Origin of the sequence: Rhizobium sp. L43, assembly GCF_002531725.1 — a bacterium.
In the GTDB taxonomy this organism is placed as follows: domain Bacteria; phylum Pseudomonadota; class Alphaproteobacteria; order Rhizobiales; family Rhizobiaceae; genus Rhizobium.
Genome location: NZ_NWSQ01000056.1, coordinates 1 through 13,777 on the forward strand (window position 1 = coordinate 1; position 13,777 = coordinate 13,777).

Consider the following 13,777-nt stretch of genomic DNA (forward strand, 5'->3'; position numbering starts at 1 on the left):
TCATGAATCGTCCGTACGAAGGCGGTCTCGGCTGGGTTCATGCTTCGGCGCGGGTTCACCACGAAATGGACCTCGACCGCCGGCAGATGGTCCTTCGGCGGCACCTGCCACAGGAGCCCGGCGTCGACGTCGCGACTGGCGATATGCACTGGCAGCGCTCCAATGCCCGTTCCCGTGATGATCATTCGCCGCACCTCGGGCAGATTGGCAGACAGGCCGTGGGGCTCGGGGTGCAGATTGACGCGCTCACGCAACTGGCGCACCAGATAGAGCGGCCCGTTCTCGAGTTCGGTTTGGAACGACACCGAGCGTTCGCCGGACACATCCTCGATCCCGATGTCCGATCGGCCGAACAGCCTGTGCGGCGGACCGCAGAACAGGCCGAAGAACTCCCGGAACAGGATGCGGCTGTCCAGCATGGGATCATCCTCGCACATTAGGCACAAGCCTACCGACGCCTGGTTCTGCCGCACCCGGCTTAGGACCTCGGCGCTGTCGGTGATCGAGATCGAATAGGTCACCTCGGGATAGGCTGTGTTGAAGCGGGCCATTGCCTCATCGAAATGCGGGCAGACCACATGGCTGGTCATCGCGATGGCCACATGGCCGGTGACAACGGTCTCCGCCGCCGCCATTAGACCCGGCAGTCGTGAGATCGAGCCCAAAAGCATGCAACTTTCGCGAAAAAGCGTCTCACCCGCCGGGGTCAGCGCGAAATGCCCGGGTCGGCGATCAAGCAGCCGCTTCTCTGTGGTCTCTTCCAGGCGTTTCAGCGCACTGCTGATAGTAGGCTGGCTGAGGTTCATAAATTCCGCCGCCCGCGTAATGCCGCCCTGTTCGACGACCACCGTGAAAGTGCGCAGCAGGTTCCAGTCAAGCCTCCAGAGAAAACGCTCTTCGTATGGCCGCACTATTAATCCAATCAATCATCAGGATTATGATGATCTCTTTGCGCTATGAGCGGTGATGAGTCAAGTTGGCCAACAACCTGATTCCAAATGCAAAGTGCTAGTCGAGTTTGAAGTCATCGTCGCATGCAGACGACCATTCGATAGCCGAGAAATCGCTAAGATTGCGCTGGCAACGTCCATTGCAGTGGGACGGACCGTTAAAAGTTTTGAATCGATGTTCCCAAACCTCCCGCCACGCTTGAGGCATAAGATGACAAAGGGAGTTGATCGAATGTCTCTTACCGTTTTCGCCGCCGCTATCGAAGAGGCCGGGGGAAAGTCACGGACCAGGCCTTCGACAACCTGATGGGGATCATCACTCAAGCGCTTAAACGCGAGATGCCAGTGGACGGCGTGATACTGCTAGACGGTGCGATGGTCACCGAGAGCCACGACGACGCCGAGGGCGAGATCCTCCCGGCAAGTACGGGCAATCGTCGGGTGCGAACTGCCCGTTGCCGTCACCCCGGACCTGCACGCAAACGCAACGGAAAACATGGCGTGCCTGGCCGACATCATCACCACCTACCGGACGACGCCGCATACCGAGACGTACGAGACCGCCGAGCGTGCCGCCCGCCTGCTGCAGCGAGCGATGCCGGGTGAGATCAAGCCAAGCGTCACGCTGGCGAATCGTCCAGTCATGAGGGGTGTTCCTCTTGGTCAGGGGGCGAGAATGGAGTAATCGACCAATCTATTAGACCGACCGCGTCCTGAAGTATGGCCTTGGTCTGTGCAAAGCTTGATGAAGCGGCGATCACATGTCCAATGCGGTCTCGGTAGTCACCTTTCCTGACGATCTGCGTCTTAGGTTCGACATAAAGTTTGACCTCTACAACACCCGACACGGTAGCAGCCCGACTGTCGCCACCGATCCAATTGAGAGTGCCATCGCGATCAGGCAATAGGAACCGCACGCCTGCAGTTTGGAGATACCGTCTGCGCAACTCCCAGTCCACGCCCGTGGCAAGTTTAATGTGCTCGGTTACGAGATCGACACCATAAGCCAGCTGAACCCGCCGAGGATAGGTTCCACCCGCGATACGCGGATTGACTTCTATTACGACTGGGCCACGCGTCGTCCACCGCAATTCAATGTTAGTTGGGCCCCACCCCAGACCCAGAGCTCCCAAACAGCTCAGCGCCACGTGGGAGATGCGCTTGTGCTCGTCATTAGTCAGCGAGGCCGGAAAGATGCTCTCGCGAAAGACAAAATGCGGTGGATGATCGAAGTCGGCGGCGCTAATCCCAATGACCTCATTTCCCATGGTTTCAGCTTCATAGAACGGGCCTTGTGCGAATTCTTCGACGAGTATCTTCGGTGAAGACAGCCAGAGGTGTTTCCCGCCTAGCAGATGGTTCGTGTGCTCAGTCAATTCAGCGACGTTGCGGCACAGTCGGACACCGACGCCGCCGGTACCGCCGAGCGCTGGCTTGACTACCACTGGCAGGCCGATGTCCGCGGCAGAGCTTTCAACCTCCGCCGCGTTAGTGGCCAAACGATAAAAGGGTATCGGAACGCCGGCGTCTTCAAGCAGGCGACGCTGAGTGAATTTGTCGCAGCATCGTTCGACGGACGCGGGATTCGGTCCCGGTAAATCTAAATGCTGGCAGAGCTTTCCCACCATCGCATAGACCTTATCCTCGGCGCTTGTAACGCCAGCAATCTCGTAGGTCCCACGTAGCCGAGAGCATTCGTGGATAAGCGCAGAAAGATTGTTCGTATCAACCTGGATTGCGTCAAGGCCTCCCGCTGCGAGATGGTGGTACTGAGCTGGATCGGCCAACAGAGTAATTGGATGAAGGCCAAAACTCTGGGCAGCTTGGACATATTGCTGACCAACACCGTGTGCGCCTTCAAGCAGGATGAGCGCTCTTCTTGCCATTGACTACTGACCTCCGTATCGTTATGTGCGGCGGTCCGGACGTTAACGGCATCAAGCTTGCTAGCCGCGCCCGACCCCGACCTGCAGTGAACGTACCATTCTCACCGAGTTGCGGTCGTAAAGATCTTGTAAATTTTTATTTGACGAATCTGGTGCAATATTTTGATTGGCGGTCGGTAGCATGGAGCATCCTCAAAAAGGTGCACCCTCGGAAGAGATGCTGGCGGTTTTGATGCTGATCAGTCGGCCGTTAAAATCGCGTATAGAACATGATCATCGCGAAGGGAAACCGGTCTTATCCGCTTTCGGACATTGAGAACGGCGGCCCATCAACTTGGTTTGTGCGGTTTGCAAGGGACAGAGCCGACCGTCACACCTGTGGCGACAACTGTCGCGCGCTTAATAATCGTGCTCGATTGCGGACGATTGACATTCTCAGCCCCTTCTCGCTGTTGTGCTTGAACGCTTGAACAACCCAACCCTACCGGAAAAAAGCCGATGACCACCGCTATCGAGCTACACAACTCCCTGGGACACCATCCATACGATTGGAGCTTAGGTCGATGATAATTTGGCACGCGATGATTGAGGATGCGGTAGTTAGACCCAGCATAAAGCCGCTCGGACACAAAACCGATCAACAGCAGGACACTGGGAGAGAGTCTCCTCCACCTGCAAGCAGGGAATTTATGTGATTGGGTGCCGTTTATCGGCAGGGGTCGAGAACGGTACAATAGACCAAGTAATTAGGCCTGTGGCACGCTCGAGTATCGTCTCGGTATGAGTGTGGTGGGATGAGGTAGCGATGACATGTCCGATCGCGTCTCGGTCGTCGCTCTTTCTGACAATTGGCGTCTTGGGTTTAATGTACAATTCGACCTCGGCCACTCCCTTTTCAGCCGCCGCCCTTCGATCACCGTCGACCCACTCGAGAATGCCGTCCCTGTCCGGCACTAGGAACCGTGCGCCGGCGACCTGTGACCGCGTTATGCGCAAAACCGATTCCTCGCCTACCACAAGCTTGATGTGTTCGGCCACGAGATCTACGCCATACGCCAGCTGCACTAGCCGAGGAGTCGCCAAGCCCGGAACGCGGGGATTGATTTCAATGGCGACCGGTCCGCGTTTTGTCCACCGGAATTCAATGTTCGCGGGCCCCCACCCAAGACCCAGAGCTTCCAAACAGCTCATTGCCACATCCGAGATTCGCTCATGCTCGGCGTCAGCCAGCAGGGCCGGAAAGATGTATTCACGAGCAATGAAATAGGGTGGATCGCCGAAATCAGCGGTGCCAATTGCGATAACCTCATTTCCCATAGTGTCGACGGTATAATACGGGCCTTGCGCAAATTCTTCCACCAGCATCTTCGGCGAAGACCGCCAGACGTGTTTCCCGCCTAGCAGCTGGTCCGTGTGCTCAGTCAATTCAGCCAAGTTGCGGCACAATCGAACACCCGTGCTGCCACTGCCAACAACTGGCTTAAGAATTACCGGCAGCCCGATTTCTTTAGCAGCACTTTCAATGCCAGTCGCGTCTGTTGCCAGACGGTAAGCAGGTACTGGAACCCCGGCTTGTGCGAGGACCTCCCGTTGGGCGAATTTGTCATAGCACCGTTCGATTGAAGCCGGATTCGGACCGGGCAAATCGAAGTGGCGGCAAAGCTTGCTTATTATCAAATATTCCGATTCATCGCGACCGGCAAAGCCCGTAATGCCGGCAAGGTCATACGGAGCACTTAGTCGGGAGCACTGGCGGATCATAGCGTCTAGACTATCCGTGTCGGCACGGATTGCCTCACCCCTTTCCAACTCAAGATAGCCGTACTGAGTTGGATCAGCCGCTAATGTAATTGGATAAAGTCCAAGGCGCTCAGCCGCCTTCATATACAGAGGACCATTACCTCTACTACCTTCAATTAGGATGAGCGCTCTTTTTGCCATTGGTGTTAAACTCCGACCGATGCAAGGGCAAGTAACAGGTAGCGTCTTTCTCTCAATGGATACTCGCGGCGAGCGTATCATTGTCGGTGGAATTGCGTTGCAAAGATTGTGTAAAATTTTGAAATCGGCCTCTACGGCGCTCGTTATGCGAGCGAAATTCGCAAGATCGGATGCCGACCGGATCAGGCCGTCACAGAGCTGTGGTCCTGCCATCGCTGAGCCGCAGCTAAGTGAAATGCGGCGTGAGCGACTGTCCCACCAGAATGCTAGTCCTGCGCGTGTACTAAGACTGATGGGTGCGAGCCTGTCGCGCAGGCAGCTCTCACCGCAGAGAGCGTTCGTCCGTCAACTTATATAGCTTAAGTAAGGCCGGCATAGCGGAAAGGTGATGGCCTCTGGTATGCTGCTTGTTACCGCGAGCGCGTTGATTGCATTATAGAAAACCACCTCTTTCGGCATATCCTTGTCCGCCCTCGCTAGCGCATCTAATACGCTCCGTTTTTGTGTGGAAATCGATATTGAAGGAAATTGAGGTGGATAAGCTGCGGACATGGTGGAGTGCTGCCGGCGGCATATACAGGATGTCGCCAGCATTCACCGTAACTGCAGCGGGTGCAGCTCGTTTATACTGAGGGAAGCGTTTGTAGTCCGGTTGCTCTGGGTCGACATCAAACCACCGCCAGCCGCGGCGTCCACAGTAGGCGGCTTGGCTAGGCGGCAGAATGGTGAACTTGTTTTGCACCTTAACCGATGTTGTGCCCCCACATTGCCCGCTGTCGCCTGATCTGTGATCGAGTTTCCATGGACGAGCGACAAGGAGTTTCTCCATGGATACTACACTGGAGGTTCTTACGAAGCGTACGGAGCCGACGGGAGTTTCATCGGCAATGGCCGGACGAAGTCAAGGCGCGGATCGTGTCGGAGAATTTGCGTCCGGGAGTGACGGTGAACGAAGTGGCGGAACGCCACGGGTTGAAGGCCAATCACCTGTCGTCCTGGCGAACACTGGCGCGGCAGGGCAAGCTGGTCTTGCCTGAGCCGGAAGACGCAGTCGAATTCGCGGCCATCGTTGTCGAGACTCCCGCGCCGGAGCCGCCGGCGGCCAAGCAGACCTCCCGCGCCGAGATTGTCGTCGGTTCTGTCACAATCCGTCTTGAGGAAGGGGCGTCTGCTGCCCGGATCGCCGCCATCGACCGTAGATCTGGAAAATAGTTTATGGCTAGGTAGCGTGTCAAAATGAAGGGGGTAACGACTCCCTTCGGCCCCACAAAGAACTGCGAATAGCGCCACCAGTGTTGACGATCATGCCGCAATTTTCGTATTATTGGAACGCTCTCGCTCAATGTGGCCGATCACCTTGTTGTCGCTGTGAAACGGCGAGAAGATGTCGAAGCACTCGGTGGTTGGTGGCGATGTGACGGCATTGCTGGATCGTTTTGCTCAGCTCCAGGAGAAGGTGCGATCTCGTACTGGATTCGACAGCAGTATCTTTTCCGAAACAAGTCCAAAAAAACTGGCACACGTATCCGGAGGGGCACCTTAACAAAGGGCAGAGGGCGCTAGTCGTACAGCCTCAAGAGTGGCGGTTAGTTCCGCTGCGACAAAATCTCTCGAATGCCTCACCATGAAGCCTGTAGCTCGTCTCATCGTTCGCCGGTTCGAATCCATGCCGAAGATAGAAGCGAGCCCCCGCCTGGTTGCCATGATCGACTGTCAGGCGGAGATAGTGGTAACCGTCATTGCTAGCGGATCGGGCTACGTGGCGCAGCAGCTTTTCACCAATCCGGGCGCTGCGAAATTCCTCGTGGACGAAGAGGTCCTGGATGTACAGGCCCGGCTTGCCCATCCAAGAAGAAAACATCGGGAAGTAAAGGCAGATGGCGGCGATCTTGCCGTCGACCTCGGCCAGCATCACGGTAAATTCGCGCCGAGGACCGAATCCGGCGGCTTCAATATTTTCCCTGGTGCTTTTCAAGCGCCCGGGAGTGCCGAGAGACTCAGCCAGCAACCGAAGCGCCAGCAGGATCTCTTCGCAATCCTCGCGCTTGGCCAACCGGAATGATAATCCAGACGTCATCATGATCCTTTCTGCTCCGCTCGCCAGGCGACCTCGAGAGAGGTCGATATTGCTCAGGAAGCGACCTCAAGCAGCGCTGCCGCCCCCATGCCCCAACCCACGCACATGCTCACCACGGCGAAGCGCGCGCCACGCCGGCGTCCCTCCAGCAGCGCGTGGCCGACAAGGCGCGATCCACTCATCCCGTAGGGATGACCGATGGAGATGGCGCCGCCATTGACATTCAACTTATCCGAGTCAAGTCCGAGTAGGTCGCGGCAATAGACCAGTTGCGCGGCGAAGGCTTCGTTGATCTCGAAGAGGTCGATGTCGTCGAGCGAAAGGCCGTGGCGATCGAGCAAGGACGGAATGGCCAGCGCGGGTCCGATCCCCATTTCCTCAGGAGCGCAGCCGACGGTTAGCATGCCGCGGAATACACCGAGCGGGGTGAGGTTTCGTGAGGCCGCCTCCGAGGCCGACATCAGGACGCAAGCCGAGGCGCCGTCGGAAAGCTGGGAGGAATTACCGGCAGTGACGGTCGAATCCTCGCCCATCACGGGCGCGAGCGCCGCCAAGCCTTGCAGGGTGGTGCCGGGACGATTGCATTCGTCGCGCCCCAATGTGACTGACGCAATACTTTCCTCGCCCGTTTCCCGGTTCTTTGGAGGCTGCTCGGCCAAAACCGGAACGATCTCGTCGGCGAAGCGCCCCGCTTCCTGCGCGGCGGCAGTGCGCTCCTGGCTGATCAGCGCATATTCATCCTGCGCCGCGCGGGTGACGCGATATTTGCGCGCGACCAGATCCGCCGTGGCCAGCATGGGCATATAGTATCCCCCGCGGATCGCCGGCACACGATAGTGGGTGCCGTTCCAATCGTCGTTCTGCACCAGCGAGATGCTGTCCATGCCGCCGGCCAGAGCAATATCGCAGTCGCCGGAGCGGATCTGGTTGGCTGCCGTTGCAATTGCCGATAGACCAGACGCGCATTGCCGGTCGATGGTAACGGCTGGCACGCCGTCGGGAAGGCCAGCGGCGAAGACGGTATGGCGGGCGACATTGATGCCGCTGGTGCCCTGAGTCAGGGCGCAGCCCAGCGTGAAATCCTGCACTTCTCCGCCCTCTAGCCCGGCACGAGCCAAGGCGGCGCGCACGGCATAGGCCGCCAGAAGCGGCCCTTGCGTGGCATTGAAGGCGCCGCGATAGGCCTTGCCGATCGGGGTTCGGGCGGTGGAAACAATGACGGCGTCGCGCATGGGTTATACTTCCTCCAGGCCGCACCAGTCGGCGATGAACAGGGCGGTCGATTGTGTCACGCGCCGGACTGAGTCTAGGTCGACGCGCTCGTTGAACCCGTGGATCGCCTCGGCGCGCGGGCCATAGACGAGCGCTGGGGTGTCGGCGTAGAGGCCGAAGAAACGGGCGTCCGTGGTGGCGGTGATCGCCTCGTGTTCAAGGGGCTTGCCAACGACAAGGCTGTGGGCGCGGTCGAGCGCGGCCAGCGCCGCGCGCGCCGCTGCACTTTTGTCATCCTTGAAGGAATAGCCCTCTGCGGCGAAGCCATTATAGACAACTTCGGGACCGTTCTCGGCGAGGAAGGGGTGGTTGCGGGCCGCATCGAAGATGGTCTCTTCGATCATGTGGCGCACTTCGTCGAGTCTCTGGCCAGGGAATACCCCCATGCGCACATCGAAGACGCACCAGGCGGGGACAGAACTTGCCCAGTCGCCGCCCTCGATCTTGCCGATGTTGAGGTTGAGCGCATGGCTGTGGCCGACATAGTCGTGATGGCGGCATTCCGGCGCATTCATCCGCCGCTCCAGCCGGTGCAGCGCCTCGAATAGGGGGATGGCCGCCTCGATGGCGTTGGCGCCCGAACCGGCATAGGCGACATGCGTCGGCAAGCCTTTCAGGCGCACCTGAAACCAGATCACCCCGACCTGCGAGGACACGAGCTTTTCGGCAAACGGTTCGGGAATCAGTGCTGCATCGGCGCGGTAGCCGCGGTGCAAGCAGGCTAGCGCGCCATTGCCGGTGCACTCCTCCTCCACGACAGACTGAAAGAACACGTCGGCGGCGGGACGCAGGCCGAGATGCTTCAACGCATCGATGGCAAAGAGGTTCGAGGTCAACCCGGCCTTCATGTCACCCGCGCCGCGGCCGTACATCCAGTCGCCGTCGATGTGCGGGTCGAAGGGTGCGCGATCCCACATGTCCAGCGGGCCTGTCGGCACCACGTCGATATGGCCGTTAAGGATCAGGCTGCGTCCGCTGCTGGTCCGGCTGCGTAGGCTGCCCACCACGTTCACGGCGTTCTCATAATTGCCGATCACCGGCGAGAAGCCGGGCATGTTCGCGATCTCCTTCACATCGATTTGCCAGCGGTCGACCTCAAAACCGAGTCCAGACAACTCCCTCTCCACGAAATCCTGTGCCGATTGCTCGGCCCCTCGTGTCGACGGCTGGCGCACCAGTTCGGTCAGAAATTCCAGTTCGCGATCGAAGAGTGCATCGACCGCATGAAGGATGGCAGTCCTGTCCATCTAGAACCTCGGCAAATCCTGATCGGGGATACGGAATGGGGCGCCGGTGGCCGCGCGAAGCTCGGTGAGGCCGACGCCTTCGGCGATTTCGCGCAGATGTAGGCCTTCGGCGGTGACGTCGAAGACCGCCATATCGGTATAGATCCGGCTCACACGGCCTTTGGCGGTTAAGGGCAGGGTACATTGTACGAGGATCTTCGGGTTGCCCTTGCGATCCGTGTGCATCATGATAACGCCCACCCGCCGCGCCTTTTGCGCCAGTTCGATCGCGCCGCCAATGCCCGGCGAGAATTTGCCAGGGATCTTCCAGTTCGCCAGATCGCCGTTCGCCGCGACCTCGAAGGCCCCCAACAGGGTCAGATCGAGGCGGCCGGAGCGCACGATCGCGAAGCTGACCGCGCTGTCGAAGAATGCCGTGCCGGGTATGGTGGAGACATAGGCGCCGCCAGCGTCGATCAGGTTGCGGTCGGCCATGTCGGGCGATAGAACAGGTCCGACGCCGGCGATCCCGTTTTCCGAATGCAGGCAGACCGGGATGCCGGAGACCACATATTGCAGCACCTCAGTCGGCAGCCCGATGCCCAGATTGACAGTCATGCCGGGCAGGATATCGGCAGCTGTGCGCTTCAGCATCTTCTCTTTAGCGTTGGACGACACCGTAGACCTCCGGCAATTCAGTCAGTTCAACCACCGTATCGACAAAAGCTCCGGACAAGTGGATACTCTCGGGTAGGAGCGCGCCAAGGGTCACGATCCTCTCAGCCTCAACAATGGTTTGGCGCGCGGCCATGGCCATTAGGGGATTGAAGTTGCGCGCCGAGGCCGAGAAGGAAAGATTGCCGAAAGCATCGGCCTTGTGGGCATGGATCAACGCGAAATCGGCACGCAGTGCGGTCTCGAGAAGACCCGTCCTGCCCTCTATGACAATGCTCTGCTTTCCCTCCTCGACGGGAGTGCCAAGGCCGATATCAGTTACAAAGCCCATCATTCCAGCTCCGGCCACGCGGATGCGCTCGGCCAGAATGCCTTGCGGGACGAATTCCACCTCGATGGCGCCTTCGTTCATCATGCGTATGGCGGTCGGGTTGAGACCGATATGACTGGTTACCAGCTTGGCCACCTGGCCATTTTCTAGCAACCAATCGACGCCCATTCCTGCTTCATTGGCGTCGTTCTTGATGATTATCAGATTGCGGGGGCCCTGCCTAACCAGCTCACGGATCAGGCAGAAGGGCGTTCCGGGCACGCCGAAGCCGCCGAGCATGACCGAGGCGCCGTCCCCAATGGCCGAGATGGCCTCTTCAATCGCGCCGCGCTTGTCAGGCAGTGTCATGCAAGTCATCCCACTTCTTGCCGACTCGCGCATATGCGGCGGGCCAGCGTTCGCGAATAGTTCGAACAGATCGTCTTGCGCCAAAACGTTGGTTTCGCGCTGTCGGCTTTGGAAAACAATGTCCCGGACGGCGGAATGCCGTTCCCGGTGCGGACCTCCCTGCCCAGACAGCACCCATCAAGGTCGCTTTGCGTTTGGAATCTACTTTGTTCGCGAATTTGACCACTCCCGCTACATAACGCAAACAGATAAATATAATCATGATCATTGATTGAATTTATGGCTCTCCCTTACGAGAAAAGTGTCTTCTCTGGGAGCTGGACTGGAACCGCCTGCGCAGGGGCCGTCTATTCCAACATGGGCGCAAGCGAGTCGATCAGAGTATTGCCCATAGGAGGTGGAGGCCGTCCACATAAGGATCGGTAGTGCTTGAATTGAATTATGTTAATCCGAAGGCGGATACGCGTGCCCGCCGCCCTTGAAGTCGCAGACCCTATAGCAACCTGCCTCCTCTTGCTGAATGGCATCCGGTCCGATCACCGCCTTCCCATGCCCACCCGGAATGTCGAGGATGTAGGTCGGCTGGCAAAGCCCCGAGATTCGACCGCGCAGGCCTGCCACGAGGGCGCGGCCTTCCTCAATGGAGAGGCGGAAATGCCTCGTGCCGCGGGCGAGGTCCGGGTGGTGAAGATAATAAGGTTTTACCCTCGTTTCCACGAAAGCGCGCATGAGCGCCGCCAACGTGTCGGGATCGTCGTTGACGCCCTTGAGCAGAACCGATTGGCTGATCATAACGACGCCCGAATCGACGAGACGAGCGCAGGCCTCGCGAGCCGAAGGCGCCAACTCGCGCGGATGATTGGCATGGAGGGCTACATAGGCCGTCTTGCCGCTCGCCTCTATGGCGGTAATCAAAGCCTCGTTGATCCGTTCCGGCTCGACCACGGGAACGCGGGTGTGAAAGCGGACGATCTTCACGTGATCGATGGCATCCAGCCGCTGCATGATTTCCCCGAGGCGGCGGGGTGAGAGCATGAGCGGTTCCCCACCGGTGAGGATCACCTCCCAGATTTCCGGGCGATTGGCGATATAGGCAAACGCCTCGTCCATGGCCTCGGGCGAGAGGGTGCCGAGCCCCTGCGGACCGACCATTTGGCGGCGGAAGCAGAAGCGGCAATAGACCGGGCAGACATGCACGGCCTTGAGCAGGACCCGGTCGGGATAACGATGCACGATCCCTTCGACAGGACTGTGCGTGAGATCGCCAATGGGATCCTCGCGCTCCTCGGGCGCCACATTTAGCTCGGCCGCATCCGGCACGAACTGGCGCGCGATCGGATCCTTCGGATCGTTCCGGTCGATCAGCGCGGCGATGGCGGGGCTGATCCCGACGGCATGGCGCTCGGCCACGGCGTCGATACTACTAGCAAGGTCTTCAGCCGTAACGAAGCCAGATTCGACCAGCTCTGCAGGTGTGCGGATGGGACGAGCGCTTGTCGGCTTAGGTTGATTGTGCTGCCCTGACATGTTGCTTTACTCCCTCGTTTCAGCGATCGCGCTATACTCACGCCATGAATGCCAGACGGCAATTCCTGACCGCGACAAGGGGAGCTTCAAAAGTCATGCCAACTGCGCAGAAAGAGCCTCAGATGATATGTTGGGCAGTGTATTCAATAGCTCCCATGAGACTGCGGCAGGACGCCAGGTCACATAGCATCGTGCCACACACTCGACAAACCCGACAATTGTTGGATCCCAAGCATTCTCCGAGAAATGGCGAACAGGTTCTTTCGCGGGAAAGTGGGGCTCACGCACCATCCAAGCGCGCCCCGCGTTGTCTGATGTCCAACGATGTTGGACAAGCGACATAGCAGCATGAGAGGTATCGTATTGTGTTTTAATGGTATTCTCTTTTGGAACGGTAGATGCATGGTTATCCTAAAGCGCGTCGCAGACCGACGAGGACATCTCATGAACACGCTCATCCAAAATGATGTCACTGCCATGAGGATCGCGCTTTCCCGACCTGCGGAGCAGATGGGAAGGCTTGGCAATCTAATGGCAGGCTGACCAAAAATCGGAAGTCAGACACGTCTGAGAACTGGCTCGATTTACCGTCATGTCGCCGCATCGGACACCACGAAAGGCCAACACAAATGGCAACAAGAGCCCTCATCCTGTTTGAAAGCAATACACCGGGCGATGGTCTGCTCTACGTCCAAGCGGCCTGGCGTCTCGGTTTTCATCCAAGGGCCCTGTCGGCTGATCCAGCTCAGTACACTACATTGCGAGGGACGCCACCGAGGCGATCGGTGTTGATACGCATTGTTGCACCGATGAGCGATTTAGCGGCCGGAGTGGCATGGCATAGGGAACCGCGTCCTCCTGATCTCGGATTTCCGCTATGCCCTTCAAAACTAATGCCGCTCGCCGTCACTGCATTCCGAAGCAGCAATACCGGGTGCGGAATTGGGCGGAGTATGAATCTGCCTTGCAGCAGCGCGGAAGCCTCGCCGTCTGGTTTTCTGACGAGGCGATTGCCGGCTGCCGGGCCGAACCCCGCAGGACACAAGCCGCTGACTGATCATCCCGCCACGATCAACGGCGGTGCCGAGCGATACGGCGGAGACCGCGCCGACTCAGCGCGACCGGTATCTCCAAAACTAAGCGCAGCATGGAGGTAGGGGCTGGCAGAAGCGGTCTCACCAGCCAATCCATGCAACCCGGTCGTGACGAGCCAGACGGTGCGACTGAGTTCCAGCAAGACAAAATCCGGAGCCGAAATCGAGCGAGCATAGAGCATATGGGCAAGAGCGAAGCGAGCACCGAAACCACGGCCGCGGGCGCGCTGGAGGCAGCGGCCTATCGGCTGATCCGCAACTCGCTGATCAATGGCGATTTCACACCGGACAGCAAGCTTTCCATTCGGGGAGTCTGCGCGACATTATCGCTGAGCCCCATGCCGGGGCGTGCAGCCCTACGCCGCCTAGTCAACGAGCGAGCGCTGGATGCCAAGCCATCGGGAACGGCCGTGGTTCCGCGCATGACCCGGCGCGAGTTTTCCGAACTGA

The 13,777-nt window shown here is 58.7% G+C and carries 13 protein-coding genes and 3 pseudogenes; 6 read left to right on the forward strand and 10 right to left on the reverse strand.

The window, feature by feature from the left end:
- On the reverse strand, positions 1-911 hold a 911-nt coding region (locus CO667_RS33630; protein ID WP_096772282.1), incomplete at its 3' end, for a LysR family transcriptional regulator.
- Between the two features lie 345 nt (positions 912-1,256).
- Between CO667_RS33630 and CO667_RS36320 the strand changes: the two are divergent.
- Together CO667_RS36320 and CO667_RS33635 are read left to right on the forward strand one after the other, a co-directional pair.
- A pseudogene (locus tag CO667_RS36320) lies at positions 1,257-1,307 on the forward strand (hypothetical protein); the annotation flags it as partial.
- Between the two features lie 13 nt (positions 1,308-1,320).
- On the forward strand, positions 1,321-1,635 hold the full coding sequence (locus tag CO667_RS33635) for a M81 family metallopeptidase (RefSeq protein ID WP_275593049.1): 315 nt from the start codon (positions 1,321-1,323) through the stop codon (positions 1,633-1,635).
- Here the strand turns inward: CO667_RS33635 and CO667_RS33640 are convergent.
- From CO667_RS33640 to CO667_RS33655, 3 genes are all read right to left on the reverse strand, one after another.
- Entirely contained in the window at positions 1,592-2,836 is a 1,245-nt protein-coding gene (locus CO667_RS33640) for an acetyl-CoA carboxylase biotin carboxylase subunit family protein (RefSeq protein ID WP_096772283.1), read from the reverse strand. The two genes, CO667_RS33635 and CO667_RS33640, sit on opposite strands and share 44 nt — an antisense overlap.
- Before the next feature lie 687 nt (positions 2,837-3,523).
- A complete protein-coding gene (locus CO667_RS33650) occupies positions 3,524-4,777 on the reverse strand; it encodes an acetyl-CoA carboxylase biotin carboxylase subunit family protein (protein ID WP_096772284.1) in 1,254 nt (417 codons plus the stop codon).
- 433 nt (positions 4,778-5,210) lie between these two features.
- On the reverse strand, positions 5,211-5,606 hold the full coding sequence (locus CO667_RS33655) for a cupin-like domain-containing protein (protein ID WP_239621062.1): 396 nt from the start codon (positions 5,604-5,606) through the stop codon (positions 5,211-5,213).
- On the opposite strand from CO667_RS33655, the gene CO667_RS36145 reads away from it, so the two are divergent.
- Positions 5,579-5,989 carry a transposase gene (locus CO667_RS36145; protein WP_096772289.1) on the forward strand — a complete coding sequence of 137 codons (411 nt, stop codon included), beginning with the start codon at positions 5,579-5,581 and terminating at the stop codon, positions 5,987-5,989. The genes CO667_RS33655 and CO667_RS36145 overlap by 28 nt on opposite strands.
- 100 nt (positions 5,990-6,089) lie before the next feature.
- Positions 6,090-6,251: pseudogene (locus tag CO667_RS36150) on the forward strand (IS110 family transposase); the annotation flags it as partial.
- 99 nt (positions 6,252-6,350) lie between these two features.
- On the opposite strand, the gene CO667_RS33665 reads toward CO667_RS36150, so the two are convergent.
- The 6 genes from CO667_RS33665 to CO667_RS33690 all read right to left on the reverse strand — a co-directional run bounded on the left by CO667_RS33665 (position 6,351) and on the right by CO667_RS33690 (position 12,233).
- A complete protein-coding gene (locus CO667_RS33665; RefSeq protein ID WP_096772290.1) occupies positions 6,351-6,854 on the reverse strand; it encodes a GNAT family N-acetyltransferase in 504 nt (167 codons plus the stop codon).
- 53 nt (positions 6,855-6,907) lie between these two features.
- Positions 6,908-8,086 carry a thiolase family protein gene (locus tag CO667_RS33670; RefSeq protein WP_096772285.1) on the reverse strand — a complete coding sequence of 393 codons (1,179 nt, stop codon included), beginning with the start codon at positions 8,084-8,086 and terminating at the stop codon, positions 6,908-6,910.
- A 3-nt stretch (positions 8,087-8,089) separates the two neighbouring features.
- On the reverse strand, positions 8,090-9,373 hold the full coding sequence (locus CO667_RS33675) for an ArgE/DapE family deacylase (RefSeq protein ID WP_096772286.1): 1,284 nt from the start codon (positions 9,371-9,373) through the stop codon (positions 8,090-8,092).
- On the reverse strand, positions 9,374-10,030 hold the full coding sequence (locus CO667_RS33680; protein WP_245424675.1) for a 3-oxoacid CoA-transferase subunit B: 657 nt from the start codon (positions 10,028-10,030) through the stop codon (positions 9,374-9,376).
- The gene (locus CO667_RS33685; protein ID WP_096772291.1) at positions 10,014-10,715 is read right to left on the reverse strand and encodes a CoA transferase subunit A; all 702 of its coding nucleotides are present in this window, start codon (positions 10,713-10,715) and stop codon (positions 10,014-10,016) included. The genes CO667_RS33680 and CO667_RS33685 overlap by 17 nt, the downstream gene beginning before the upstream one ends.
- 435 nt (positions 10,716-11,150) lie before the next feature.
- Positions 11,151-12,233: a lysine-2,3-aminomutase-like protein gene (locus CO667_RS33690; protein ID WP_096772288.1), complete on the reverse strand. Its 1,083-nt coding sequence runs from the start codon at positions 12,231-12,233 to the stop codon at positions 11,151-11,153.
- An 877-nt stretch (positions 12,234-13,110) separates the two neighbouring features.
- On the opposite strand from CO667_RS33690, the pseudogene CO667_RS36155 reads away from it, so the two are divergent.
- Both CO667_RS36155 and CO667_RS33700 read left to right on the forward strand, forming a co-directional pair.
- Positions 13,111-13,248: pseudogene (locus tag CO667_RS36155) on the forward strand (IS5/IS1182 family transposase); the annotation flags it as partial.
- A gap of 261 nt (positions 13,249-13,509) precedes the next feature.
- On the forward strand, positions 13,510-13,777 hold a 268-nt coding region (locus CO667_RS33700; RefSeq protein WP_141399581.1), incomplete at its 3' end, for a GntR family transcriptional regulator.